This is a genomic window from Paraliomyxa miuraensis, from assembly GCF_026337845.1.
GTDB lineage: Bacteria > Myxococcota_A > Polyangia > Nannocystales > Nannocystaceae > Paraliomyxa > Paraliomyxa miuraensis.
The window spans coordinates 97,382-123,225 of sequence record NZ_JAOVZF010000156.1 but is presented as its reverse complement, the minus strand read 5'-3'; the positions used below and the strand labels follow the sequence as shown (position 1 = coordinate 123,225).

The window sequence follows — 25,844 nt, the reverse complement described above, 5'->3', positions numbered from 1 at the left end:
CGAACGACTTGGATGGGCACGTCGGAGCGACGTTGCTTGACAAAGCAGGACCCGTCTCCAATGCTCGGCCCGAGCCGGTGAGAGGGCGTGAGCAGCCCCACTCCCATCCGCCCCATGCTCGTCATGACCCCTTCTTCCGCCGACGATCCGGCCGACCCGATCGATCCCCCCGCTCGAGCGCTCGAGCCAGCGGAGCGGTATGCCGCGGTGCGAGCAGCCACCCGCGCGCTCGCCGAGCCGCTGGAGCTCGAGGACTACGGCCTGCAGTCGATGCCCGACGCCAGCCCGGTCAAGTGGCATCTGGCCCACACCACGTGGTTCTTCGAGACCTTCGTGCTCGAACGCTGGAGGCCGGGGCACGAGCCCTTCCATCCGCGCTTCGGCTACCTGTTCAACTCGTACTACGAGTCGGTCGGTCGCATGCACCCGCGCCCCCAGCGAGGGCTGCTGACCCGTCCCACCGTGGCCGAGGTCTGGCGGTATCGCGAGCACGTGGACGCCGCGATGCAGGCGCTGCTGGATTCGGGCACGCTGCCGCCCGAGGCGCTCGAGGTGATCGAGGTGGGCTTGCAGCACGAGCAGCAGCACCAGGAGCTCGTCCTCACCGATCTCAAGCACGGGTTTTGGTGCAACCCGCTGTGGCCGGCGTACCGCGAGCCGGTCGATCGGTTCGCGCCGAGCAGTTCATCGGCGACCGCGCTCGCGTGGCTCGAGCATCCCGGTGGACTGCGATCGGTGGGGTTCGACGGTGCGGGCTTCGCCTTCGACAACGAGCGACCCCGGCACCGAGTGTACCTCGAGCCGTTCGCCCTGGCCTCGCGTCTGGTCACCTGCGGCGAGTTCCTCGAGTTCATGGCCGATGATGGCTATCGACGGCCCGAGCTGTGGCTGTCGGCCGGCTTCGACGTGGTACGGCACGAGGGGTGGCGAGCCCCGCTCTACTGGCTCGACGCGAGCGAGCCCAACGACTACGGCGGCGACGGTCGCGATGGCTGGCGGCTGTTCACGCTCGCGGGGGCACGAGCCCTCGACCCGAACGAGCCGGTCTGCCACCTGAGCTACTACGAGGCCGACGCCTTTGCGCGGTGGCGCGACTGCCGGCTGCCCACCGAAGCCGAGTGGGAGCAGGCGTGCGCCGACCGGCCGATCTCCGGCAACTTCGTCGAGACGGGCGCGCTGCACCCGTTGCCGCTGAGCCACGGGCGGCACGCACGAGCCACCGAGGAGCCAGGGCCGCACCAGGCGTTCGGTGACGCATGGGAGTGGACGGCCAGCGGCTACGCGCCCTATCCGGGCTTTCGCCCGCTCGCCGGCTCGCTCGGCGAGTACAACGGCAAGTTCATGTGCAACCAGCTGGTGCTGCGCGGAGGGTCGTGTGCCACGCCGGCATCCCACGTGCGCACGACCTACCGGAACTTCTTTCCGCCGCAGGCACGGTGGCAGTTCTCGGGCCTTCGCCTCGCCCGGGATCTCAGCTCTTGATGCGCTTCATCTTGGGATCGTAGAGCGGAGCGATCGAGACGCGGGCCGGCACCATGCGTCCGGCCACGTTCACCTCCCAGCGACCGCCGTCGACGTGGGCGCGATCGATCGGCGTGTCTGCCTCGATCATCGCCAGCCCGACCGCGCCGCCGAGCGTGTGCCCGTAGGAGGCGGCACGCACGTAGCCCGCCGGCTTGCCGTCGCGATGCACGATCTCCGCGTGGAACATCATCGGCTCGGGCTCGAGCAGCAGCACCTGCAGCAGGCGCTTGCGCAGCGGGCCGCGGGCCTTGCTGGCCGCCACCGCATCGCGACCGATGAACCCGCCCGGCTTGTCGAGCGCCACCGCGAAGCCCAGGCCCGCCTCGAGCGGCGAGTCGGTGTTGTCGATGTCGTGGCCATAGTCGCGGTAGCCCTTCTCCATGCGCAGGCTGGCCAGCGCCTTGAGGCCGGCGTGGCGCAGCCCGAGCGCCTCGCCCGCCGCGACCACGCGCTCGTACACGTGCACCGCCTGCTCGGTGGGGATGTAGAGCTCGTAGCCGAGCTCGCCGAGGTAGGTGATGCGCACGCACAGAAGCCGCGCGAACCCGATGTCGAGCTCCCGCGCGGCCCGGAACGGGAACGCCTCGTTGGACATGTCGACGGTGGTCAGCGCCTGGAGCAGCTCGCGCGAGCGTGGGCCTTGCACGTTGAGCTGTGCGTAGCCCGAGGTCACGTCGGTGGTGAAGCAGTGCGCGTCGTCGGGGGTGTGGCGCCGCAGCCACGCGAGCGCGTGGCGATGCGCCGTGTCCGACGCAACCACCCAGAAGCGCTCGTCGTCGAGCTTGGTCACGGTCAGATCGGCCTCGAGGGTGCCGCCCTCGTTGAGCCACTGGGTGTAGGTGATGAGCCCGGGCTCCGTGTCGACGCGGTTGGCCGAGATCCGCTCGAGCACCCGCCCTGCATCGCGACCCTGCACGAGGAACTTGGCCATGAACGACATGTCCATCGCGATCACGGCCTCGCGCGCGGCTCGGTGCTCGGCTTCCCACCATGGAAACCAACGCTGGCGTCCCCAGCCGAGCGGGCCCGGATCGGGCGCCTGACCCTCGGGCGCGTACCAGTCGGCGCCTTCCCAGCCGCTCACGTCGCGAAAGTAGGCGCCGCGGGCCGCGAGGCGGTCGTGGAACGCCGAGCGCTTGGCGCCGCGCGCCGTCTGCATCGAGCGCGTGGGGTAGTGGCACTGGTAGACCATGCCCAGCGATTCCACCGTACGCGTGCGGCGGTACTCGGGGTTGCGCTGGTAGGCATGTAGGCGGTCGATGTTCATGTAGGTCACGTCGACCTCGGGGCGACCGGTGATGATCCAGTGCGCGAGCACCTTGCCCAGGCCCCCGCCGGTGATGATGCCGATGGAGTTCAGGCCTGCGCACACGAAGTAGTTCTTCAGCTCGGGGGCCTCGCCCACGATCGGCGCCAGATCGGGGGTGAAGCTCTCGGGGCCGCAGAAGAACTTCTTGACGCCGGTGTCGATCGACCGCGGTACGCGGCTCATGGCCTTCTCGACGTAGGGCATCATGCGATCCCAGTCGGGGGCCAGCTCGCCGAACGAGAAGTCCGCGGGCACGCCCCCCACCTTCCACGGGGCGCACACCGGCTCGAACAGGCCGATCATCAGGCCGCCCACCTCCTCGCGATAGTACCCGTGGCACCCCGGGTCCTCGATGACGGGCATGTCGGAGGTGAGCCCCTCCATGGCGTCGGTGATGAGGTAGTAGTGCTCGGCCGACTGCAGCGGGATGCTCACCCCGCACAGCTCCCCGAGCTGCCGCGCCCACATGCCGGCGCAGTTGACCACGTACTCGGCCTCGATGGTGCCGTGCGAGGTGGTGACGCCCGTGACCACGCCACGGCGGGTGGTGACCCCGGTGACGCTGACGCCCTCGATGATGGTGGCCCCTTGCAGGCGTGCGCCCTTGGCCAGCGACATGGTCACGTCGACCGGATTGGCGCGACCGTCCTCCTTGACGTAGAAGCCCGCGCGGACGTCGTCGACGCGCGCGAGCGGGAACAGCTCGGCGACCTCCCTGGGGGAGATCTCGTGCACGTCGACGCCGCAGTGGCGGTTGAAGGCCGTGGTGCGGCGGAACTCCTCGAGGCGGTCGTCGTCGGAGGCCAGCTCGATGAAGCCGACCGGCTTGAAGCCGGTGGACACGCCGGTCTCGGCTTCGAGGCGCGTGTAGAGATCGCGGGTGTAGCGGCGCATCCAGGTCGAGGTCTCCGACGTGGAGCCGTACGTCACCACCAGGCCGGCCGCATGCCAGGTGGTACCCGACGTGAGGCGGTCGCGCTCGAGCACCACCACGTCGGTCCAGCCCATGTGGGCGAGGTGATAGGCGACCGAGCAGCCGATGATGCCGCCGCCGATGATGACCACGCGCGCGCGCTGGGGGAGAGCAGGGGTCGTCATGGAGGCGGGAGGATACAGGCAGGCCGGTGGGCCCGCGAGATCCTCCTCGGCCGGGCGGAAGGGTTGGTCTTACGCGATGATGCTGTCCCAGTGATCTCAGTCGCGGATGTGCCTGCGCCAGACGTGCTCGAGGGTCGGCCGTGCCCGCACGGCGGTGATCAGCGCGTCGATCTTGGGCAGGTGCTCCTGCCGCCAGGCGCGATCGAGCCACACGGCGAGCTTGGTGATGAACAGGTCGGTGGCACAAAAGCCGCTCGCGAGGCAGTGGGGCGTGCCGGCGATGTTGGCCTCGAGCACGCGCCAGCGCTCGCGCCAGATCGTCTCGGCGCGCTCGCGCATGGCCTGCGCGGCGTTCTCCCCCGGGGCGAAGCGCTCGGGATGGTCGATGATCTCGACCATGGGGTAGAGCTCCGCGGCGATGAACACCATCCACCGCAGCGCCTGCGCGCGCTCCTTGCCGCCCGGCGGGGGCAGCAGGCCGGCGTCGCGGTGGCGCTCGTCGAGGGTGAGCACGATCGCGACCGACTCGGTGATGATCTCACCGTCTTCGAGCTCCAGCGCCGGCAGCTTCCGCTGGGGGTTGATGGCGGCGTATGCAGCTCCGCGGTGCTCGTCGTTGCGCGCGTCGAGATCGCGGGCCTCGTAGTCGACGCCGAGCTCGGCGCAGGCGGCCTCGACGATGCCCGAGCCCGACCCGGGCGCGCCGTGGATGACGTACTTCATGGGGGCGAATACTACCCTCGTGCGGCCAGCCGCTTCACCAGATCGTGCAGCCCGGCGTGGTCGGGCGTCTCCACGTAGAACACGGGCTCGATCTTGTACTTCCGGCGCAGCCGCTGCCGCACCAGGGTGGGATCGTGCTTGCGGGGATCGAGGGCCACGAACGCGAAGTGCAGCGCCCCCTGCAGGCGCAGCCGGGCCATGGTGCCGCGGAACACCCCCATCATGTCCATGTCGGTGAACGAGAAGCCGATGAAGAGAAACGGATGGGCCGTGAACAGCACCGAGAGCAGCATCTCTCCGCTGGCGCTCTCGTGGTAGCGCCGCTGGTAGTCGCTCTCGGACAGCACGATGCTCGACGGGTCGTTGTAGACCCCGTGTAGGTGCACGTAGCGGCGCGGCTGGCCGCGACGGCGAGCGGCGCGGAGGAACGCCTCGATGTCGGCGTTGTTCTGCCAGTCGACGGTGGTGGGCAGCTCGCCCGGGAACGCGCTGGCATGCGCCCGCTCGAGCAGGTTGTCGTAGTTGGTCGTGAGCACGTGGGTGAACGGCAAGCGCACGAGGTCGTGGTGGAGCTCGCGACAGGTGCCGCGCTCGGGGCCGAATTGCTCGCGCACGAAGCGGCCGAACTCTCCCTCGCCCATGAGCTGCCGGTACCGCTCGGCGCGCATCAGCAGGTCGTCCTCGCGCGAGACGTAGGCCATGGCCCGCGAGTCCTGATCGAGCAGCGAGCTCTGCATGCGCTCGATCAGCGTGCGCCAGTCGGGATAGCCGCCGGGGATCGAGGTGCCGGCGCCGATGAACGCCATCATGCCCTCGCGCAGCTCTTCGGCCAGGCGTTCGATCGCGGCCTCGTTGTCGCGGCCGACCACGCTTCCGGGCGTGAGGTACTCGCCGTCACGGATCGCCCGCGCATCGAGGTACTGCCGGATGAAGCGGATCGCCGCGGCCACGGCCTGGGGCGCGGGCTGATCGAGGGCATCGAGCTCGTGGCGGGGGATGCCGAGGTAGCGATCGCGATCGAAGCTGCCGCGCAGCTCCTCGAAGATCGTCGCCGCGCTGCCTCCGGGGCGGGGCAGCGGCAGGACGGGCTTGCCCACGTTGCGGGCGTGTCGATCGACGAGCGGGGTCCCGTTCGCTCCGGCGATCACCACGATCACGTCGGCCGCATCGACCGCATGGAGGTACTCGGCCGCGTCTTGCTCCACCTCGCAGAGCTGGGCGCCCGGGACCGACACCGGCAGCCCCCGGGTACGGTACTGCCGGAAGCGAGCGGAGGGTTCGACGCTGCGAGCGCGCAGCGCCTCCACGAACGCGGTCCCCACCGCGTGATCGACCCCAGGCCAGCCGTTGGTGACCAGCGACAGCCCGGCCTCCGCGAGAGCCCGGCCGAGCACGGACGCCGTCTGTGCGAGCTCGGGAGGAAGGGGGTCCTTGCCCGCACCCGCGACCAGGACCCATGAGGTGCTCGCCATGAGTCGGATCATTGCATGGGCGGGGCGCGAAATTCAGCCCATGCCGTGGGGCCTCAGCAGCCCAGCCGGCTCGTTCGCGCTCACGATGCGCGGGTCTGGCCGCCAAGCAGCGTGAGGACCTCGCCCGTGATGTAGCCGGAGTCGGCCTCGCTCGCGAAGAACACGTAGGCAGGGGCGATCTCCTCGGGCTGGGCGGGGCGCTCGTAGGGCACGCTCTGCCCGAAGGTCTCGTACCCGTGCTCGCCGCCATGGGGGCGCTCGGCGGGGTTCAGTGGCGTCCACACCGGACCCGGTGCCACGCAGTTGACCCGGATCCCCCGCGAGACGAGCTGCTGCGCCAGCGACTTGGTGAACGCGTGGATTGCCCCCTTGGTGCTGGAGTAGTCGAGCAGGCCCCCGGCGCCCTCGAGGCCGGTGATCGAGCCGGTGTTGATGATGACGCCCCCCCTGGGCAGGTGGTCGAGCGCTGCCTTCGCGACCACGAAGTAGGCATCGATGTTGGTCTCGAACGTGTGCCGCCACTGCGACAGCTCGAGCTCCTCGATCGAGCCCAGGTGCCGCTGGTATGCGGCGTTGTTGACCACCACGTCGAGCCCGCCGAGCAGCTCCGCCGCATGATCGACCGCGGCGACCGCCGCGTCCGAGTCACCGAGGTCGACCTCGATGGCAAAGGCCCGGCGGCCCTCGCCTTCGATGGCCTCCACCACCACCTGGGCATCTTCGGCTTCCTCGGGGAGGTGGGTGATCACCACGTCGGCGCCCTCGCGGGCGAACAGCCACGCCACGGCGCGGCCGATCCCCGAGTCTCCGCCCGTCACCAGGCAGCGGCGGCCCTCGAGCTTTCCGGCCGCGTGGTAGTGGGGCGCCCGCCACTGGGGCTTCGGATCCATCTGCGACTCGCGGCCCGGAGGCTCGAGCGGCTGGGGCGGAAACGGGGGCTCGGGTCGCTGCGTCCGTTGTTGCTTCATGCTCCGGTTCTCCGCGCCGTGGCTCGCCCGGCAAGCGCCCGCGCGCGGCCCCGGCTCACATGGGCGAGGACCGGCCGCGCCGTCGGTGCCGGGGATACCGCTCGCCCTGCGGGGATTGCCGACGCCGGGTGCAACGCGGCCCGCGAGATGTCACGCTCGAAGCATGAGGCACCCAGTCGTTTCGCTCGCGTGCGTGCTCGTGTCGATGCACGCGACGGCATGCGGCCCCGAGCTCGACGACCCGAGCCTCGAGAACCGCACGTTCCTGGCCCAGCGCGTGACCGAGGGAGGAGTCGAGCGGATGGTGGTGGAGGGCACCGAGCTACGGCTGCTGTTTCGCGAGGATCCTCGGGTGAGCGCCTCCGCCGGCTGCAACTCGATGGAGGCCGAGTATGCGATCGACGACGGGATCTTCGAGCTGAGCAGCGACGGCACCTCCCTCGTCTTCTGCGACGCCGAGATCGACGCCCAGGAGGCCTGGTACTTCGGATTCCTCGAGTCGAGTCCCGCGATCACCGTGAGCGGCGACGAGCTGGTGCTCGAGGGCGACGGCACGCGCATCGAGTATCTCGACCAGGAGGTCGCCAACCCCGACGTGGAGCTGACCGGCAACGTGTGGATCGTCGACACGATCATCCAGGGCGACACGGCCTCGCACGCCGAGTGGCCCGACCCTGCCGTGCTCGCGTTCGCCGACGACGGAATGGTGGCGGTCGACACCGGCTGCAACATGGGCATCGGTGCGTATCGGCTCTCTGGTACGGAGATGACGTTCTCCGACGTGGCGGTGACCGAGCGCGGCTGCGACGGCCTGACCGGCGAGCTCGATGCGGCGGTGCTCGCGGTGGTGCATGGACCGCAGCCGGTGACGTGGGAGATCACGGCGGATCGGCTGTCGCTTCGGGGGGCCAACGGGGGGCTGGACCTCGTGGCGAGCGGCGGCTGAGCGGCACGTCCCGTAGGCGCTGCGCCGCACACACCTCGTGGTCGAGCGGATTACGCTCGATATCCCTCGATCGCCGCGTGGATCTCCGCGTCGCTCAGGATGTGATCCGTGTTCTTGGCCAGCCCGAAGATGTGCTCCACCAGCCCCTTCTCCGGCGCGATCCCCCGCTGCTCCAGCCAGAACACCACGTTGCTCTCCCCCGACATGAACCCGACCTCGATGGCCTGGTGCTTGCCAAACCACCCCGCGGGCACGCCCGAGTACACGCGATCGGCCAGCTCGTCGTCGCCCTTGTGGATCGCCTTGATCACCGCCGCCGCGTGCACGCCCGTTGCGGTACGGAACGCGTCCTCACCCACCAGCGGGTACTGCGGCGGAATCGTCACCCCCACCGCATCGGCCACCAGCTGACACCACGGGACCAGGTTGCGCAGGTCGTGATCGGCATCGAGCTCGCCGAGCAGCTTGAGGTTCATCAGCGTCTGGTCGAGCGCCGCGTTGCCCACCCGCTCGCCGATGCCCAGCGCAGTACCGTGGATGCGATCGGCACCCGCCCGGATCGCCCGTAGGTTGTTGGGCACGCCCAGCCCCCGGTCGTTGTGCCCGTGCCAGTCGATCCCGACGTGGGTCGCGCCGATCGACTCGAGCAGCATGCGCGTGAACGAGATCAGATCCGAGACGCCATCGGGCACGGCATGGCCCACGGTGTCACACAGGCAAAGCCGCTGCACCCCGTGGTCGACCGCCACCCGAAACAGGCGATCGAGGATCCGGGGCGGGGTCCGAGTGGTGTCCTCGGTGACGAACGTCATCGGCAGCCCACGCTCGCGGCAGAGGTCGGCGGCCATCACGGTGCGCTCCACCAACAGGTCGACGTCCCAATTCTCCGCGTACAAGCGGATCGGGCTGCTGCCCAGGAACGCATACACCGTGATGCTCTTGCCGGTCGCGTCCGCGATGTCGGCCACCGCGTTGATGTCGGCCGGGTGCGTCCGCGCGGCGCAGGCATACTCGATGCCCAGCTTCTCCTGCTCGGCGAACTCGATGAGCGCGGTGACGTCGGCCACCGCGCGCGGTCCCGCACCGGGCAGGCCCAGGTCGACCGCATCGATGCCCAGGCTGGCCGTCAGCCGCAGGATCGCCTGCTTCTGCTCGATGTCCGGATCGCGCACCGAGGGCGACTGGATCCCGTCGCGCAGGGTCTCGTCGAAGAAGCTGAGCTTGCGGTCGCGCAGCGGGCTCAGGGGGCCGCGACGGTTGCGGGCGTTCCAGTCGTAGATGAGCTCGTCGGGCTTGGCCTCCATGGCGCTCCTCTTGCGGCGTCATGGTAGCGCGAACGCAGTGCCGCGAGCGAGCGACGACCTCAGCGCAGGCGCCGAACCCCCACCATGGGCATCTCCACCCAAGGGGCTCCCCCGAGCTTGCGCAGGAGGGAGAAGACCGGGTCGTTGCCCTCGACGCAGTGGAAGAACACCCGATCGCCGCGGAGCGCGGCGTGCCGAAGCAAGCGGAATCCGATGCGGCTGGCGTACCCGGCCCGGGCGAACTCGGGAAGCGTGCAGACGGTGCTCACCTCCTGGTGGCCCGGTACCCGCATGCGCTCGCCTCCCATGGCGACCAGCCGGCCCTGGTGGCGCACGCCGAAGTAGATGCCCAGGGTGGCGGTGCGCTCGCGAAAGAAGAAGGGGTAGACCTCCTCGGCCAGCGCGAGCATGTCGGGCCGATCGTCCTCGCCCAGCTCCAGCACCAATGGATCGGGGTCGGTCGCGGCGAGGGCGGCCAGGTCGAGGTGGGACCGGAACTGGTGGACCACGTGGCGGCTGCACAGCTCCCAGTCGTCGTCGAAGCGAGGGGCGGGCCCCACGAAGAACACCCGCTCTCCCACGTCGCACAGCGGCACCACGTCGGGGAGCGGCACCAACGAGTGCTCGACGGCCACGAAGGGCGCGATGTCGTCGGGGAAGCGCCGGGCCGAGCCGTGCACGCGGGCCACGGCGCGGTGCGAGGTGGCGAGGGTGGTGAACACGGGGTTGTCCAGCCCGTGCCCTCGCTCGAGGTCTGGGCCGTGAGCCCGTTCGCGATCGTCGACGGGCTCATGCAGCAGCATCGCTCACCAGCTCCAGCGACTTGCGGTGGGTGGGGCGAACCCGGCGGCGCCCGGCGACGTCGATCGTGCCGAGCCGGGGCTGCACGAGCAAGCGGTGGTCGGTGACCTTGTGCTGGAATATGACGTGCTCGTCGTCGATCCACGCGCACTCGGCCCGGGTTCGCGCGAAGCTCTCGTGGTCGGGCTCGGTGATGGCGATCATCCACCGCACCCGGCTCTGCTCGAGGGCGTCGATCACCACCCGAAGCTGCTCGGCCTTGAGCCGGTGCATGCGGTCGTAGGAGATCTTCACGATCGATTCGGTGCGGTGCAGCGTCTCGAGCCAACCGGCGGCGTACTGGTTGTCGTGGAGCAGGAAGCGAGCGTGGGTCTCCACCCACACGGTGTAGGTCCAGCGTCGCGAGACCTCCACCAGCGCCGACAGCAAGGGGTGACGCGAGGGCTCGCCACCGCGCAGGGAGAGTCCGTTGACGGGCTCGCCCAGGCCTTGCAGCGCGTCCTCGAGCGTCTGCGGCGAGAGGAACAGCTCGGGGTTCTGGGCGAGGACCACGGCTGGATCCTCGCGGGTGCGCAGCGTGGGGGAGTAGCAGCCCGGACACGCTCGATCGCAGACGGTCGTGACCTCCACGATGAGGTCCGGGGTGAAGGTACCGGTGGCTCCACTGAACATGAATGGCACTCCCGGTGGGGAGTCCCGATCGAAGCCGATTTCGTTCAGCCTGAAAGCAAAAAAAGCGACCGAGTCGTGATGGTTCGTGCGGCATCGCGCCACCGCGCGATGCCGCACGCTCGGATCTACACGCTCTCGAGCACCAACGCGATGCCCTGGCCGCCACCGATGCAGGCCGAGCCCACGCCGTACTTGGCCTTGCGGCGGCGCAGCTCGTGCACGAGGTGCGCGGTGATGCGAGCGCCGGAGGCGGCCAGCGGGTGGCCGAGGGCGATGGCGCCACCGTCGACGTTGGTCTTGTCGCGATCGAGCCCCAGCTCCTTTTCGCAGGCCAGGTACTGCGGCGCGAATGCCTCGTTGATCTCCACCAGATCCATGTCTTGCAGCGACAGCCCCGCGCGCTCGAGCGCGCCGCGAATGGCGGGCACCGGGCCGATGCCCATGATCTTGGGCTCGACGCCGGCCACGTGCCACTGCACCAGCCGCGCCAGCGGAATCAGGCCGTGCTTCTTCACCGCCTCGCCGCTGGCGATGACGAGCGCCGCCCCGCCGTCGCAGATGCCCGAGGCGTTGCCGGCGGTGACGCGGCCGTCCTTCTTGAACACGGGGGGCAGCTTGGCCATCTTGTCGAGCGAGGCATCGGGACGCGGGTGCTCGTCGGTGTCGAACGTCTCGGGTCCCTTGCGACCCTTGATCTCCACGGGCGCGAGCTCCTCCTTGAAGCGGCCCCCCTCGTGCGCGGCCGCCCATGCCTTCTGGCTGCGCAGGCCGTACTCGTCGCTGGCCTCGCGAGAGATCTCGAACTGCTCGGCCAGGTTCTCGGCCGTGTTGGCCATGGCACAGCCCGCATGGGGATCGTAGAGCGAGGACCACAGCGTGTCCTCGAGCTCGGGGCTCTTGCCGAGCTTGGTGCCGAAGCGGATGTCGCGGGCGGCATGCGGTGCCTGGCTCATGTTCTCGGTGCCGCCCACCAGCGCGATCTCGGCGTCGTGCAGCAGGATCTCCTGCGCGCCGCTGACCACGGCCTGGAAGCCCGAGCCGCACAGGCGATTGACGGTGAGCGCCGGCACCGGGACCGGTACGCCCGCCTTCAGCCCCACGTGACGCGCCATGTAGAGCGCGTCGGCCGAGGTCTGGGCCACGTTGCCGAACACCACGTGGTCGATGATCGAGGGATCCACCTTGCCGGCCTCGAGGGCCGCCTTGGCTGCGACGACCCCGAGGTCGATCGCGCTGAGCTTGGTGAGCTTGCCGCCGAAGGTGCCAAATGGCGTGCGCTTGGCGGCAACGATGAAGATGTCTCGCGGGAGAGCTTTGGCGGGCATCGAAATTCCTCCAACCTGGGCGTCGACCTGCGAGCATCGAAAGGGCTCGCGGCGCGCAGCGAAACTGTAGTGCAGCCGATGCCTCGATGCCGTCGTGGCCCCGGACCTTTGCGACCGAAGTCGTGGATTTTCCTCACGGTTTGAGCAAGGGTCGCGTTTTGGGGTTGAATGCCAGGTGCGTGCTCGAAGGCAGAACCCCCAGCGTACGGCCAGTCGCGTGGCCGCGTCGCATGGTGACGCGACGATGGGGCGTGGCGACGATGATCGCAGCGAGCGTGCTGATGCTGGCGCCCGAGGCGGCTGCATCGACACACGGTGAGCCTGCGGCTTCGCAGCCCGAGCCTGCGGCTTCGCAGCCCGAGCCTGCGGCTTCGCAGCCCGAGCCTGTGGTCGAGGTCGCCACGCCGACCCCGGGCGCCGACGATGGTCGTGCGTCGCGATATCTCCAGCGACCCGTTCGCTTCGGAGCACACTTCGTCGATCACGGCGTGCTGCAGGTCGCGGCCGCGGGTGGCTACCCGCATCGCTATCGGCTCGAGCTGTCGCTGGGCGTGCTCGATCACCTCACGCTCGGCGCCACCACGCACTGGCTGCCCGGGCAGAAGGCGCCGAAGTTCTCGCCCGTGATCGCGGTGGCGTTCTTTCGCAATCGACTGTTCGAGGTGGGAGCTCGACACTTCTGGTCGCTCTACCCTCCGCCGGTCGACGACCTGGATCCGGTGACCTCGTCGTACCAGCGCAGCGCCCAGTGGATCCTGGGCACCGCGAGCTTCGGCCAGTCGTGGCTGACGGGTGGGTTCGACGTCGGGGTGGTCCGCGCTCGCGTCAACGACCCTGGCCAGGATCCCGAGCCCGACACGACCAACCCGTCGGTGATCCGCTGGATGTTCGGCGGTGGTCTGCATCTGCGAGCCGGCACGCGCCGCTGGGGGTTCACTGCACAGATGCTCCTGCCGCAGCTGCTGGCCGAGGTGCGCTTCGACGTGCGCTTCGGGCTGTTCGAGAAGCGCCCGCGGGGCGGGTGGAGGCCCCGCGGGAAGGCCGAGGACTGGGACCGCGCGCCGCCCTGGTGACCGGGGCGTTGCAATCGACGGCCACGCTCGTGCCGTGCCGCAGATGTGGGCGACGCCACGCTCGATCGACCCGCGGCACGCGGAAAACGGTGACCGTACCTCGGGGGCTCGTAGACGGGGCGCGTAGGATTGGTACGATGAGGCCGTGCGGGTCTCGGGGATCGCGTGGGCGTGCGCGCTCGCGCTGAGCAGTGGGTGTGCGATCGGCGACGGGCAGCCGGGCGCCACGGAGCAGGGCGACCCCAAGGGCGACACGGTCGTTGGCTCGGGTACGGCCGACTCGGCCTCCACCGATCCCAGCGCGACGACCAGCGCCACCGCGTCCACCGCGTCGACCGATCCCGACGACAGCAGCGGTCCGCCGCCCCAGGACTGCGGCGACGGCAACCAGGACTCGGGCGAGCAGTGCGACGACGGCAACCAGATCAACGCCGACGGCTGCAACGTGGACTGCCGCACGTCGGGCACGCTGCTGTGGGACGACGCGTTCGGCAGCGGGTACGGCTTCATCGACGATGGCATGGCCGTGGCGGCGGCGAGCGACGGCACCGTGTACGTGGCGGGCTACGTCAGCGACGCGGGAGAAGCCAGGGACGCGTGGGTGCGGCGCTACGCGGCCGATGGCGAGGCGCTGTGGACCAAGGCCTACGCGGGCGCGGGCGGGAACAACGACGAGATCCGGGGGCTGTTGCTCGACGACGCGGGCAACCTCTACGCGGCGGGCTACGAGAGCACGATGACCACCGGGCTCGATGCCTGGCTGCGCAACTACAACCTGCAGGGCACCGAGGTCTGGACCCAGACCTACAACGGGCCCGCGAACGCCACCGACGTGTTCCAGTCGGCGAGCTTCGATGCCGCGGGCAACCTGGTGGTCGGTGGCTACCACGGCGTGACGGGCGAGGCGGCCGACGTGCTGCTGCGCAAGTACTCTCCCGACGGCGGCGTGCTGTGGACGCGGACGTATACGGGAGCCCATGCGGGCAACGACATCATCCAGGACGTGGCGACCTCGCCCGCCGGGCACGTCTACGTCGCGGGCTACGAGACCGGGCCCGCGACGGAGGGGCGCAACGCGTGGCTGGCCAAGTACGACACCGACGGCAACGTGCTGTGGACGCGCTCGTACAACGGGGCCGAGAGCCTCGACGACTACTTCGTCGGGGTGGCGGTCATCGGCGACGACGACGTGGTGGTGTGCGGCTACGAGTCGGCGGTCGACTATCCCTGGCATGCCTTCGTGCGCCGCTACGACAGCCTGGGGATGACCACGTGGACCGACCAGTACCTGGGCGCAGGGGGTGAGGGCGCGCACTGCTTCGGGATCGCGGCCGACTCCGACGACAACCTGGTGGTCGTGGGCGGGGAGATCGTGGCCGGCATTCGCGGGGTGCTGGTGCGCAAGTACGCCGCCAACGGCGACGTGTGGTGGAGCCAGGTCATCCCCGGCGGCAGCGTCGGCCCCGACTACGGCCGCCGCGTGGCGATCGGCCCCGACGACGCGATCGTCGTGTCCGGAGCGGTCGACACGGGCGTGGACGTACGCGACATCTGGGTCGGCGTGCTGACGCCCTGATCGACACCGAGCGGCACGGGCATGCAGTAGAGGTCAGGTCCCTCGTAGTCGTCGCTCGAGCTCGCGGCAAAGCTTGTCGAAGGACGGACTTCCGCCGCGACACTGTGAAAGGTCCATCGCCGCCGTGAGACGAGGCTGATCGATCGGGGGGCTATAGGGGCTTCCAATGAAGCGCCGCTCGATCCACCCCTTCTTGAGGCGGCGCTTCTCGGGCTCCAGCGGTGGCTGATCGTCGATGCTCAGGTACTCGGATAGTGACTGCGCGGCAGCGACGAACCATGTCTCGTACTCCGGATTGGCCAGTACGCAGGTGGTATCCACGTCGTCTCGTCGCATCTGTTCGAGTAGCCTCGGGGCCAACTCGCACGGCGGATCGTCGTCCGCATCCAGCAACACGAGCACGAGCCCATGGTCGAAGCTCGCGCGATGCTGCTGCAACTTGAGCGCCGCCAGCCCCACCGCGCGCTCGAGCTCACGTGGTTTGGCGACCAGCTTGGAACGAGGCTGGCGAATCGGCGGCAGCACCACGGGCCACGGGCCTTGGAGTAGCTCGTGCACGGTGCGCGTGAGCAAGGTACGAATGGCCTGCAGCTCGCCGTGGCCCTCCACGATCGGGGCGATTCCAAGTGTACTCACGGATTGGCCTCTGCATCGGTCAATCCCGCAAACAGCTCCACTTGGCGCTGTCGTTCGACGTCGGCATCATCGGCCCGAAGCTGATCCATTCGCAGCAGCTCGCCTGGACTATATAGGTGTTGTTGCACCGCCTCGCGGCTCGCCGCATCGATGCCCGCGAGCTCGGTCTTGCCCTCTCGGGATTGCACCACCACGATCGTATCTCGATCGAGATCGAGGTCGTCGAGTAGCTCGGGGCTGTGGGTCGTGACCGCAATTTGAGTGCTGTGCGACGCTTCCCGAAGTGCCGCCACCAGGGCACCCGCCGCCGCCGGGTGCAGCGCCGTCTCGGGTTCCTCGATGCCGACGAATCGCACGCGATCTCGCTTGTCCGAGAGTTGTGCCACCGCCACCAGGATCCCCAGAGCACGCAACGTTCCATCGGACATGTTCATCGCGTAGAAGCGCCACGGATGCTCGGAGCCTTCCACCCGAGTACGAAATTCGATCGTTTCCTGGGGACCGATCGAGATCCGCTGGAAGCCTTCGACGCCTGGTACGATCCGCTCGAGGTAGCGCCTCACGCGGTCCATGTCCTCCGGAGCATCACGGCTCAGTCGGTCGATCACGCTGCTCACGTTCGATCCATCTCGGTGGAGGAGTTCTCCTGCGTCGGGACTCTGTGGACGTTTCATCGCCTCCGGATTGAGGTTGTAGAACCCCATGGAGGCCAGTGCGTCGTAGATGGGGCGAAATAGCGGCAATCCGGAGACCGTGACGAGGTAGAGACGATCAGACGAGGCTTGTGGCATGGAGCCACTCGTGGACTGCGTCACTTGCCCCTCTTCGACGCGGTAGTGGGCATCTCCCTCCGCCCAGCGCACCTGGAGATCCTCGCGCTTGACCACGAAGCCACCACCGCTCCGACTCGCGATCTCGAAGGCATAGGCCGCCCGAACACCACCCCGTACCTCGAGATCGAGGCCAATCGAGAAGTTGCGAGGGTGTCCAGTGCTGTGACGTCGAACCGCTGCCAGTCCTCCACGTTCCCGCAAGGCATGATCGAGGGTCGTGCTGAGCCCATCGGAGACGAAACGCATTGCGTCCAGGAAGTTGCTCTTTCCAGAACCATTCCGCCCCACGAGCGCGACCAACCGGCCCAAGGCGACGTTGCACGTCGCGATGCTCTTGTAGTTCTTGAGCCGTACGCGCCTCAGGAAGGCAGGTGACGGCGGGATGCGTTCCCGGGTCATTGGTGCGCAGTATAGCCGTTGTGCCGTCGCCCGTCCGCCGGGCCGCAGGGAACCACTACGTGCATCCTCCGGCCACCAGTGCTATCCCCCGCCCGCAATGGAGATCCTGCAAGAGCTCAACGACTTCGCACGCACCAATGCCGCGGCGCTGCTCTGGCGCCTGGTGGCCGCGCTCGCGACCCTGCTGGTGACCTGGCTGGCACTCCGGCTGGCGCGTCCCACCCTGCGCAAGGCGTTCTCTCGCAACACTTCGGCCCGCGCGCGCACGCTGCAGCCGCTGGTCCAGGCGCTGGTGTCGGTCACCCTCTTGGGCGCAGGCATCGTGCTGGCGCTCGAGCAGCTGGGCTTCGACCTCACGGCCGTGATCGCCGGCGCCGGGGTGGTGGGCCTGGCCATCGGCTTCGGCGCTCAGACGCTGGTCAAGGACGTGATCTCGGGGTTCTTCCTGATCTTCGACGAGGTGCTCGAGTCGGGCGACTGGGTGGAGATCGATCAGGTCGCGGGCACGGTGGAGGAGGTGGGCCTGCGGGTGACCAAGATCCGGGCCTTCGACGGTCGGCTGTGGTACGTGCCCAACGGGCAGATCCAGATGGTGGCCAACACCAACCGCGAGTGGATGCGCGCGGTGGTCGAGGTGAGCCTGGCCTACGAGCAAGACGTGCCGCGCGGCATGGAGGTGCTGGCCGAGGTCGGGCAGCAGTGGGCCAGCGAGAACGGCGACACGGTGATCGAGCCGCCCGAGACGCAAGGGGTGCTGCGGCTCGATGCCTCGTCGATCGTGGTGAGGCTGGTGATCAAGGTCAAGCCGGGCACGCAGTGGGCCACCGAGCGAGAGCTTCGCCTGCGCACCAAGGCGGCGTTCGATCGCGAGGGCATCGAGATCCCGTTCGGGCGGCAGGTGCTCTACCTGCGGCGCGAGGAGGCCGACAGCACCACCGCCGCATGAGGCCAAGGCGATAGGCCGAGGCGGTGGCGCGAGTAGCGCAGCGCCGCTCGAGCACCCTGCGGGGATCGGGCACCGTTTCGGGCGCCAATGGCTCTCACGGTAGACTTTCCACCATGGGCAAGGGCGTTGTACGAGCCAGACGCATGCGTCAGGAGGACCTCCCCGGGGTCGTCCGCTGCGAGCATGCGTGCTACCGCGACTATCCCCCCGAGACGCTGCTCGACCAGCGCAACTTCGAGCTCGAGCTCGCGGCGTTCCCCGAGGGGCAATTCGTGCTGGAGAAGGACGGCGAGATCATCGGCTACGCCATGTCGCTGATCGTGCAGCTCGACGGTCTGCCGCACGAGTACACCTATCGCGAGCTCACCGGCTCGAGCACGTTCAGCACCCACGATCCCCAGGGCGACACGCTCTACGGGGCCGACATCGCGGTGCACCCCGACCACCGCGGGCAGGGGCTGGCCGCCAAGCTCTACGAGCTGCGCAAGAAGCTGCTGCGCCGCTTCAACCTGCGCCGCATGCTGGCGTTCGGGCGGATCCCGGGCTACGCCGAGCACGCCGGGCGGCTGACCGCGCGCCAGTACGTGGACAAGGTGATCGCGAGCGAGCTGCGCGACTCGGCCCTCAATGCGCACCTGCGGGCGGGCTACCGGGTCGAGTCGGTGCGGCTGGACTTCATGCTCGACCACACCAGCCACAACTACTCGACCCAGCTGATCTACGACAATCCCTACTTCGACGCGGCCAAGCGCCGAATCGCGGCCGCCCCGATCGCCCGGCCGGTCCGCAAGGTCCGCGTCGCGGCCGCGCAGTGGCTGATGCGCCCGGGCCTGACCCGCGCCCAGTTCGACGCCACGCTGTCGTTCTTCGGGCAGAGCGCCGACGTCTATCACTGTCACTTCCTGGTGCTGCCCGAGCTGTTCACGGTGCAGACCTTCACCTCGTGGGGCCGCAGGCTCGAGTCGCGGGCGGCGATGGAGCGCCTGGCCGGCGAGTACGACCGCTACCGCGAGCAGATGATCGAGCTGGCCCGCAAGCACCAGCTCTACCTGGTGGGCGGCTCGCATCCCGTGCGCGAGGGCAAGGAGCTCTACAACCGCTGCCACCTGTTCTCGCCCACCGGTGGCGTGTACGTGCAGGACAAGCTGCACCTGACCCCGGTGGAGCGCGAGCTGTGGGGCTTTGGCAGCGGCACGACCCTGCGGGTGTTCGACACCGTCATGGGCCGCATCTCGGCGCTGGTGTGCTACGACATCGAGTTCCCCGAGCTGTCGCGCATGCTGACGCTGGCCGGCACGACGATCATCTTCGTGCCGTTCTCCACCGACGAAAAGCAGGCCTACTGGCGGGTGCGGCACTGCGCCCAGGCGCGGGCGGTGGAGAACTCGATCTACGTGGTGCTGGCCGGCAACGCGGGCAACCTGCCGATGAGCAGCTACCTGCTGAACTACGCCCGCAGCGCGATCCTGACCCCGTGCGACTTCGGCTTTCCGCAGGCCGGGGTCGCGGCCGAGGCCGACCCCAACGTGGAGACGGTGGTCACGGCCGACCTCGACCTCAGCGCGCTCGACCAGCACCGCGACGCGGGCAGCGTGCGCCTGCTCCACGACCGGCGCGCCGACCTCTACGAGGTGCGCGCCAAGATCCCGATCGAGCGAGTGACCGTGGAATGAGCCGACTCCGCACGTCCCTGGCGGTACCCATGCGCCCACAACCCGACGACCGCAGCTGCGGGCCCACGTGCCTGCAGGCGGTCTACGCCTACTACGGCGACCACGTCGACGTGCACCAGCTCATCGAGGAGATCCCCCAGCTCGAGACCGGGGGCACCCTGGCGGTGCAGCTGGGCTGCCACGCGCTGGCGCGCGGGCATGCGGCGACGATCTACACCTTCAACCTGCAGCTGTTCGACCCCACGTGGTTTCGCGACCCGCGGCCCGACATGGTCGAGCGCCTGATGGCGCAGGCCAAGCACAAGGTCCACGACGGCAAGCTGGTGCACGCGACCAGCCAGTACCTGCGCTACCTCGCGCTGGGAGGCCGCATCGAGTACGAGGTGCTGAACGGCTCGCTCATCCACCGGTTCCTGTCCGCGGGTCGGCCGGTGCTGACCGGCCTGTCGTCCACCTTCCTCTACGGGGCCTCGCGCGAGTTCGGCGACCAGGACACGCCCGACGACGTGCAGGGCCTGCCGGCGGGGCACTTCGTGGTGCTGTGCGGAGACGACCGCCAAGCCCGCACGGTGGTGGTGGCCGATCCATGGCCCTCCAAGGACGGACCGCGACATCTGCTTGCATTCGATCGCCTGGCCTGCTCCATTTTGCTCGGGGTGCTGACCTACGACGCGAACCTCCTGGTGGTCCACCCACCCGACTAGTCCTCGCGCGCCGGGCCGGATGGAAACGATGCGCACGCTGATCGTCGTCAACGACGTTGCCCACGGCCCCGTGCTCGAGGGCACCGAGCTGGTGGCCGCGCGCGACTACCTCAGCGACCCGAGCTGGGCCGAGCAGCGCCGCTGCCGGGTGCTCAACCTGTGCCGCTCCTATCGCTACCAGAAGGTGGGCTACTACGTGTCGCTCCTGGCCCACGCCCGCGGGCACCGGCCGATCCCCACCCTGGCCACCATCCAGGCCGCCAAGTCGTCGACGATCGTGCGCTTCGTGTCCGACGAGCTGTACGACGAGATCCAGCGCAGCTTCGCCAAGGAGCCGTCGGGCTCGGTGACGCTGGAGATCTTCTTCGGCCGCGAGACCACGGGGCTGCACGCGCCCCTGGGGGCCGCGCTGTTCGGGCGCCTGGCGCTGCCGCTGATGCGGGCCACCTTTGGTCGCAACGACCGCACGGGCGAGTGGTCGCTGTCGTCGTGCGCCCCGCTGGCCACCGAGCAGCTCGCGCTCGACCGGCGGGCGCTGCTGGTCGACGCCATGCGCACGTTCCTGCGGCGGCGGCACACGCCGCACCGACCCGACCACGGGCGCTACGACCTGGCGATCCTGCACGACCCACGCGAGGCCGAGCCGCCCAGCAACGACAAGGCCCTGCGGCTGTTCCAGAAGGCCGCCGAGGCCGAGGGCTTTGCGGTGGAGATGATCGCGGGCGAGGACTACGCCCGCATCGGCGAGTTCGATGCGCTGTTCATCCGCGAGACCACCGCGGTCAACCACCGCACGTTCCGCTTCGCCCAGCGGGCAGCGGCGGCCGGGCTGGTGGTGATCGACGACCCCGAGTCGATCCTGCGCTGCACCAACAAGGTGTACCTGGCCGAGGTGCTGGGGCGGCACGGGATCCCGGCCCCCAAGACCCTCATCGCGCACCGCGGCAACCTGGCCCAGGTGGCCGAGGCGCTGGGGTTTCCGTGCGTGCTCAAGCAGCCCGACAGCAGCTTCTCGCAGGGCGTGGTCAAGGCGGCCGACGCCGAGGCCTTCAAGGTGGAGACGGCCAAGCTGCTCAAGCGCTCGGACCTGGTGGTGGCGCAGGCGTTCATGCCCACCGCGTTCGACTGGCGCGTCGGCGTGCTGGCGCGCAAGCCGATCTATGCGTGCAAGTACTTCATGGCGCGGCGCCACTGGCAAATCGTGCGGCGCGATGGAGGCCAGCTGGTCGAGGGCAACTCGGTGTGCGTACCGCTCGAGGACGTGCCCCCGTCGGTGCTCGACGTGGCGGTGCGCGCGGCCAACCTCATGGGTGATGGGCTCTATGGGGTCGACCTCAAGGAAGTCGACGGCAAGGCCCACGTGATCGAGGTCAACGACAACCCCAGCATCGATGCCGGCTGCGAGGACGAGCGGCTGGGCGAGTCGCTCTACCGGACGATCATGGCGGACTTCCGCCGACGGCTCGACGAGCGCCGCGGGCTGCGCTCGCCCGGCGGATGAGCTCGCCCCCGAGCCCGAGGTCCCGAGCGCGAGGGGATGACGAGGAGCACGACGGAATGGCGCGGCGTACGGCGGTGGCGTTGGTGTTGACGTGCGAGCACGGCGGGGCGCGGGTGCCTGCGCGCTGGAAGGCGCCGCTGGCCGGGCAGGAGGCGCTGCTGGCGAGCCACCGGGGCTACGATGCGGGCGCGCTGGCCACCGCGCGGGTGCTGTCGCGAGAGCTCGACGCGCCGCTGTGCGCGGCCACGGTCACGCGGCTGCTGGTCGATCTGAACCGCTCGGCCCACAATCCAGCGCGCTTCTCTCGGTTCACGCGAGACCTGCCCGCGCCGCAGCGAGCCCGGCTGCACACGGAGCTGTGGGCGCCGCATCGCGCCGCGGTGGAGGCGATGGTGGCCCAGGCCCAAACCCAGGCCCAAACCCAGGCCCAAACCCAGGCTGGCCCGCGGGCCGTGCTGCACGTGGCGGTGCACTCGTTCACCCCGGTGCTCGACGACGACGTGCGCGACTACGACGTGGGCCTGCTCTACGACCCGGGGCGGGCGTGGGAGCGTGGGCTGGCCACGGCCTGGACGCGAGCGCTCGCCCGCTGCGAGGGCGTCGACGGGGTGCGGCGCAATGCGCCCTACCGGGGGGTCTCCGACGGGCTGACGCGAGGGCTGCGCGGGCTGCATGCCGATCGGGCCTATGCGGGCATCGAGCTCGAGCTCAACCAGCGTCGGCTGGCCGCGAGGGGCGACCGGTTCGAGCCCGCGCTGGTCCGCGCGGTCGTGGGCACGCTGCGGGCGTTGCTGGACCCCGGCCCGGCCGGCTGAGCGGGGTCGGGCGACGCGCGGCGGCGGGGTGTGTCAGGCTCGGTTCCACCACCGTGAGCCACGCGCACGACCACCACGGGCATGGGCACGGGCATGGGCACGGCCACCATGGTCACCACCACCACGGTGACCCCTCGTCGCGGGGCTTCGCGCTGGCGGTGGTGCTCAACGTGGGGTTCGTGGCGGTCGAGCTGACCTATGGCCTGCTGAGCTCGTCGATGGCGCTGGTGGCCGATGCCGCTCACAACCTCGGCGACGTGGCGGGGATCGGGCTGGCCTGGGCCGCCACCGTGGTCGCGCGCAGCCGCCCCACCCCACGCCGCACCTATGGCCTGCGCAAGGCCACCGTGCTGGCCGCGCTGGCCAACGCGATGCTCCTGCTGCTGACCGTGGGCGCCGTGGCCGTGGAGGCGGTGCAGCGGCTATGGGAGCCGCAGGCGGTGCCGGGGCTCACCCTGGTGGTGGTGGCCGCCGTCGGGGTGGTGATCAACGGCGTGTCGGCGCTGGCCTTCATGCCCCGTCACGAGCACGACCACGACGTCAACCGCCGCGGGGCCTTCCTGCACCTGGCGGCCGACGCCGCCGTCTCGCTCGCGGTGGTGGTGGCCGGCGCGGCGATGATGATGGTGAGCGACTGGTGGTGGCTCGATCCGGTCACGGGCTTGTTGGTCTCGGCGGTGGTGCTGATGACCACGTGGTCGCTGCTGCGCGAGGCGCTGGGCCAGGCGCTCGATGCCGTGCCCGGCCACGTGGATGCCGAGGCGGTGCGGCGCTTCCTCGAAGGGCAAGCGGGGGTGGAGGACGTGCACGACCTGCACATATGGCCCTTGGGCAGCACCGAGGTGGCGCTCACGGTGCACCTGGTGATCCCCGAAGGCCGCCAGGACCCGGGGCTGTTGGCCGCGCTCTCGGGTGGGCTGCGCGAGGGCTTCGGGATCGGTCACTGCACGATCCAGGTGGAGACGCCCGAGACCCGGGACGACTGCGCGCGAGCGCTGCAGGGGTGCGGGTAGCGGCCGTTCGGGACCGCCGCGGGCCCTCACGCCTTCGAGCAGGTCACCACGGCGCCGCGCAGCTCGTAGCTCATCAGCAGCCCGGACCACCCGATGTCGGGCTCGCGCTCGAGCCGGATGCCCGGCACCCTCAGCAGCGCATCGAGGAACATGCGCGTCTCGTGCAGCGCGACCTGTCGGCCGGGGCAGTGGTGCGAGCCGGTGCCGAAGCTGAGGAACGCACCGTTGGTCTTCATCTTCGTCGCCCGGTCGGGATCGAGCGCATGCGGGCAGGGGCCCACCGCCTCCTCGTCGAGATGCACGGCCCGTAGATCGAGCGCCAGCAGCTGCGACTCCGCCCCGCGGCTGGGATCGGTCCGCCGGTGGAGCAGCGCTGCGATCGGCTCGAGCCGCAGGATCTCGAGGAGGATGGCGACCTGCCGCTTCTCGTCGCCCGCGAGGAAGTCCTCCCGCAGCTCCGGGCGCTCGAGCAGATACCAGGCCGCCATCACGATGAACTCGCGGGTCGTGACCATTCCGGCGCCGGCGTAGGTCATGCACTCGATGAGGATCATCTTGCGCGAGGCCTTCTTCTCGAGCAGGTGAGAGAGCACGTCGTCCTGCGGCGCTCGCTGGCGCGCTCGAATGGCCGGAGTGACGTCGTTGCGGTAGAAGCTCAGCACCGCCATCGATCTGGCGGCCGGCCAGATCACCGAGCTGCTGGGCAAGGCGATGCCCGTGTTCGTCGCCAAGGACACCCGCGGGGCCTGTGTGGCGCTGTTCGACTACGTCTCGCAGCGAAGGGCGCTATGGCGTGCGCTGCTGACCGGAGGCGCCGCGCCGATCCTGCGTGCGCAGTTCATCGAGCAGGCGCGAAGGCTCGCGACGGGCTTTCCGAGCCGCTCGGGCGACTTCTGCCCCGTGGACCTGCGAGTGACGCACGCGACGTCGGCCACGATCGAGATCCTCGCGTGGTGGCTGGGACACGAGCCGGAGCTGGCGATCGATCGGATCGCCGAGATCCTCGACCGGCTGGTGATCACGCCCTCCGTGACCGAGGACTGAGCCGCAGCAGCCGAGCACGCTCGCACGCACGAACGAACGAAAAAGGGGAGGAGCCACCACGGCTCCTCCCCCCGGCGTCGACCTCCGCCGACACCACCCCTCGTATCGAGCTCACTCGAGCCTCGCTACATGCCGTGAGAGCCGGCGGCGTCGGCAAAGGGTGCAGACCGAGCACTCTGGCTAGGGAACGAACAGCTGGCCCTCGAGCGCACAGTCGGCCAGCGCGCCGTAGACCTCGATGATGCGCTGCTCCGACGGCTTTGGGCCGACGGCCTTGGTGATCCGCGAGGCCAGCGTGCCGCGACCGAGGATGGTGACCAGCGCGCCGCGCAGGCCCTCGGCCGGCAGGCGATCGAGCAGCAGCGACTCGGCCAGGTGCGTCCACAGCTCCTCGACCGTGGCCTGGTGGCCGTCGTAGCCCAGCGCCCGCAGGAGCGGCTCCGACTCGACCACGGCGTGCTCGGCCCGGGTGATGGTCTGGTCGAGCACACCGGCCAGCATGGTGGTGCTCAGGCGATCGAGCTCGGTCAGCGGCACCCAGCGCTGCTCGGCCAGGGCCCGCACGGTCTCGGCCACCAGGCGCGCGATGGCCAGGTCGGCGCGCGGCGTCTCCTGCACGTCGAGCAGGCGGATCTCGATGGCCCCGCGATCGAAGCGGGCGATGGCGCCGCGCGAGTTGAGCCACTCGTGCTGGAGCAGGCCCTCGGGATCGAGCGGGGCGATCTCGCGATACATGGGCTTGAGGATGTGCTCCTCGTAGTCGTGCGCCGAGGTCACCGCCTCGGGCACGACCTTGCCGATGATCGAGCCGAGCTTGCGCTGGTTGTTGCGATACACCTGCAATCGCGTGTCGAGCACGCCGGTGACCTTGCCCTCGACGATCGGCGAGCTCGCCGCCAGACCGGGCAGCAGGGTCAGCACGGGGCGAATGGCCGAGTGCAGGCGATGGAGCTCCTGATCACCGTGGAACGGCAGGTTGAGGTGACAGCTCTGCAGGTTCGACCAGCCGTGTCCCGAGCAGCCGAAGATGCGATCGTAGGCCGCGTAGACCGGCTTGCCCTCGTGCGACCACAGGATGGTCTCGCGAGCCGGGTCCATCAGGGGATGCATCGCCGTGGGCAGCACGCGGGCGCCGAACGTTGCGGCCAGCTCGTCCACGCGGCGCAGGTCCTTGGTGAAGTCGGCCGCCTTGTCGGCATCGAGGCGAGTGGTGGGGCCGGAGGTCTTGAGCTCGATGACGTGGGCCGCCAGCTCGTTGCTCCAGCCGATGGGACCGCGCTCGAGCTCCGTCACGGGCTCGCCGGCCTCGGCCGCGAGCACGCGATCGCAGACGGGGGCGACGGCCAGCGTCTGGCGGTCGACCAGCATGTACTCGAGCTCGATGCCGTAGGCAGCGAACAGATGGAGATGGGAGGCCATGATCTTGATCCGTGGAGTCCGACTGGTGGACCCGGTGGGTGGAGGAAGGGTACGTCGCGCGGTCGAGCGC

Annotated in this window: 23 protein-coding genes; 11 read left to right on the top strand and 12 right to left on the bottom strand. The window is 69.6% G+C overall.

Going from position 1 to position 25,844, the window contains the following annotated elements; all coding sequences use genetic code 11:
* Positions 1-123: 123 nt before the first annotated feature.
* Positions 124-1,482, top strand: a complete 1,359-nt coding sequence (gene egtB / locus OEB96_RS25960; protein ID WP_266219427.1) for an ergothioneine biosynthesis protein EgtB — start codon at positions 124-126, stop codon at positions 1,480-1,482.
* Here egtB and OEB96_RS25955 read toward each other — a convergent pair.
* From OEB96_RS25955 to OEB96_RS25940, 4 genes are all read right to left on the bottom strand, one after another.
* Entirely contained in the window at positions 1,472-3,931 is a 2,460-nt protein-coding gene (locus OEB96_RS25955; protein ID WP_266219426.1) for a GcvT family protein, read from the bottom strand. The two genes, egtB and OEB96_RS25955, sit on opposite strands and share 11 nt — an antisense overlap.
* A gap of 96 nt (positions 3,932-4,027) precedes the next feature.
* Complete coding sequence (locus tag OEB96_RS25950; RefSeq protein ID WP_266219425.1) at positions 4,028-4,654, bottom strand: glutathione S-transferase family protein; 627 nt, start codon at positions 4,652-4,654, stop codon at positions 4,028-4,030.
* An 11-nt stretch (positions 4,655-4,665) separates the two neighbouring features.
* A complete protein-coding gene (locus tag OEB96_RS25945; protein ID WP_266219424.1) occupies positions 4,666-6,126 on the bottom strand; it encodes an SIR2 family protein in 1,461 nt (486 codons plus the stop codon).
* An 80-nt stretch (positions 6,127-6,206) separates the two neighbouring features.
* On the bottom strand, positions 6,207-7,094 hold the full coding sequence (locus OEB96_RS25940; RefSeq protein ID WP_266219423.1) for an SDR family oxidoreductase: 888 nt from the start codon (positions 7,092-7,094) through the stop codon (positions 6,207-6,209).
* 163 nt (positions 7,095-7,257) lie between these two features.
* On the opposite strand from OEB96_RS25940, the gene OEB96_RS25935 reads away from it, so the two are divergent.
* Entirely contained in the window at positions 7,258-8,040 is a 783-nt protein-coding gene (locus tag OEB96_RS25935) for an META domain-containing protein (RefSeq protein ID WP_266219422.1), read from the top strand.
* Between the two features lie 50 nt (positions 8,041-8,090).
* On the opposite strand, the gene OEB96_RS25930 is transcribed toward OEB96_RS25935, so the two are convergent.
* The 4 genes from OEB96_RS25930 to OEB96_RS25915 all read right to left on the bottom strand — a co-directional run bounded on the left by OEB96_RS25930 (position 8,091) and on the right by OEB96_RS25915 (position 12,142).
* A complete protein-coding gene (locus tag OEB96_RS25930) occupies positions 8,091-9,344 on the bottom strand; it encodes a LeuA family protein (RefSeq protein WP_266219421.1) in 1,254 nt (417 codons plus the stop codon).
* A 59-nt stretch (positions 9,345-9,403) separates the two neighbouring features.
* Positions 9,404-10,147 carry a GNAT family N-acetyltransferase gene (locus tag OEB96_RS25925; RefSeq protein WP_266219420.1) on the bottom strand — a complete coding sequence of 248 codons (744 nt, stop codon included), beginning with the start codon at positions 10,145-10,147 and terminating at the stop codon, positions 9,404-9,406.
* Positions 10,134-10,817 carry a hypothetical protein gene (locus tag OEB96_RS25920; protein ID WP_266219419.1) on the bottom strand — a complete coding sequence of 228 codons (684 nt, stop codon included), beginning with the start codon at positions 10,815-10,817 and terminating at the stop codon, positions 10,134-10,136. Before OEB96_RS25920 ends, OEB96_RS25925 begins: the two co-directional genes overlap by 14 nt.
* Positions 10,818-10,942: 125 nt before the next feature.
* Positions 10,943-12,142, bottom strand: coding sequence for an acetyl-CoA C-acetyltransferase (locus OEB96_RS25915; protein WP_266219418.1), 1,200 nt, complete (start codon positions 12,140-12,142; stop codon positions 10,943-10,945).
* Between the two features lie 260 nt (positions 12,143-12,402).
* Between OEB96_RS25915 and OEB96_RS25910 the strand changes: the two genes are divergently transcribed.
* Positions 12,403-13,215 (top strand): hypothetical protein, encoded by an 813-nt coding sequence (locus OEB96_RS25910; RefSeq protein WP_266219417.1) that lies wholly within the window; start codon positions 12,403-12,405, stop codon positions 13,213-13,215.
* A gap of 145 nt (positions 13,216-13,360) precedes the next feature.
* Positions 13,361-14,791, top strand: a complete 1,431-nt coding sequence (locus tag OEB96_RS25905) for a hypothetical protein (RefSeq protein ID WP_266219416.1) — start codon at positions 13,361-13,363, stop codon at positions 14,789-14,791.
* 33 nt (positions 14,792-14,824) lie between these two features.
* Here OEB96_RS25905 and OEB96_RS25900 read toward each other — a convergent pair whose 3' ends face one another.
* Together OEB96_RS25900 and OEB96_RS25895 are read right to left on the bottom strand one after the other, a co-directional pair.
* Positions 14,825-15,427, bottom strand: a complete 603-nt coding sequence (locus OEB96_RS25900) for a DUF4276 family protein (RefSeq protein WP_266219415.1) — start codon at positions 15,425-15,427, stop codon at positions 14,825-14,827.
* Positions 15,424-16,659 carry an AAA family ATPase gene (locus tag OEB96_RS25895; protein WP_266219414.1) on the bottom strand — a complete coding sequence of 412 codons (1,236 nt, stop codon included), beginning with the start codon at positions 16,657-16,659 and terminating at the stop codon, positions 15,424-15,426. Before OEB96_RS25895 ends, OEB96_RS25900 begins: the two co-directional genes overlap by 4 nt.
* Before the next feature lie 97 nt (positions 16,660-16,756).
* Between OEB96_RS25895 and OEB96_RS25890 the strand changes: the two genes are divergently transcribed.
* The 6 genes from OEB96_RS25890 (at position 16,757) to OEB96_RS25865 (ending at position 23,311) form a co-directional block, all read left to right on the top strand.
* Positions 16,757-17,605 (top strand): mechanosensitive ion channel family protein, encoded by an 849-nt coding sequence (locus tag OEB96_RS25890; protein WP_266219413.1) that lies wholly within the window; start codon positions 16,757-16,759, stop codon positions 17,603-17,605.
* A 143-nt stretch (positions 17,606-17,748) separates the two neighbouring features.
* Positions 17,749-19,278, top strand: a complete 1,530-nt coding sequence (locus tag OEB96_RS25885) for a bifunctional GNAT family N-acetyltransferase/carbon-nitrogen hydrolase family protein (protein ID WP_266219412.1) — start codon at positions 17,749-17,751, stop codon at positions 19,276-19,278.
* A 29-nt stretch (positions 19,279-19,307) separates the two neighbouring features.
* Positions 19,308-19,982: a cysteine peptidase family C39 domain-containing protein gene (locus tag OEB96_RS25880; protein WP_266219411.1), complete on the top strand. Its 675-nt coding sequence runs from the start codon at positions 19,308-19,310 to the stop codon at positions 19,980-19,982.
* Between the two features lie 28 nt (positions 19,983-20,010).
* Entirely contained in the window at positions 20,011-21,483 is a 1,473-nt protein-coding gene (locus OEB96_RS25875) for a RimK family protein (RefSeq protein ID WP_266219410.1), read from the top strand.
* A gap of 56 nt (positions 21,484-21,539) precedes the next feature.
* The gene (locus OEB96_RS25870; protein ID WP_266219409.1) at positions 21,540-22,298 is read left to right on the top strand and encodes an N-formylglutamate amidohydrolase; all 759 of its coding nucleotides are present in this window, start codon (positions 21,540-21,542) and stop codon (positions 22,296-22,298) included.
* A 53-nt stretch (positions 22,299-22,351) separates the two neighbouring features.
* Positions 22,352-23,311, top strand: coding sequence for a cation diffusion facilitator family transporter (locus OEB96_RS25865; protein WP_266219408.1), 960 nt, complete (start codon positions 22,352-22,354; stop codon positions 23,309-23,311).
* 26 nt (positions 23,312-23,337) lie between these two features.
* On the opposite strand, the gene OEB96_RS25860 is transcribed toward OEB96_RS25865, so the two are convergent.
* Complete coding sequence (locus OEB96_RS25860; protein WP_266219407.1) at positions 23,338-24,018, bottom strand: cytochrome P450; 681 nt, start codon at positions 24,016-24,018, stop codon at positions 23,338-23,340.
* 4 nt (positions 24,019-24,022) lie between these two features.
* Between OEB96_RS25860 and OEB96_RS25855 the strand changes: the two genes are divergently transcribed.
* Entirely contained in the window at positions 24,023-24,355 is a 333-nt protein-coding gene (locus OEB96_RS25855) for a hypothetical protein (RefSeq protein WP_266219406.1), read from the top strand.
* Positions 24,356-24,535: 180 nt separating this feature from the next.
* Here the strand turns inward: OEB96_RS25855 and OEB96_RS25850 are convergent, their stop codons facing one another.
* Positions 24,536-25,774: a carboxylate-amine ligase gene (locus OEB96_RS25850; RefSeq protein ID WP_266219405.1), complete on the bottom strand. Its 1,239-nt coding sequence runs from the start codon at positions 25,772-25,774 to the stop codon at positions 24,536-24,538.
* Between the last annotated feature and the right edge of the window lie 70 nt (positions 25,775-25,844).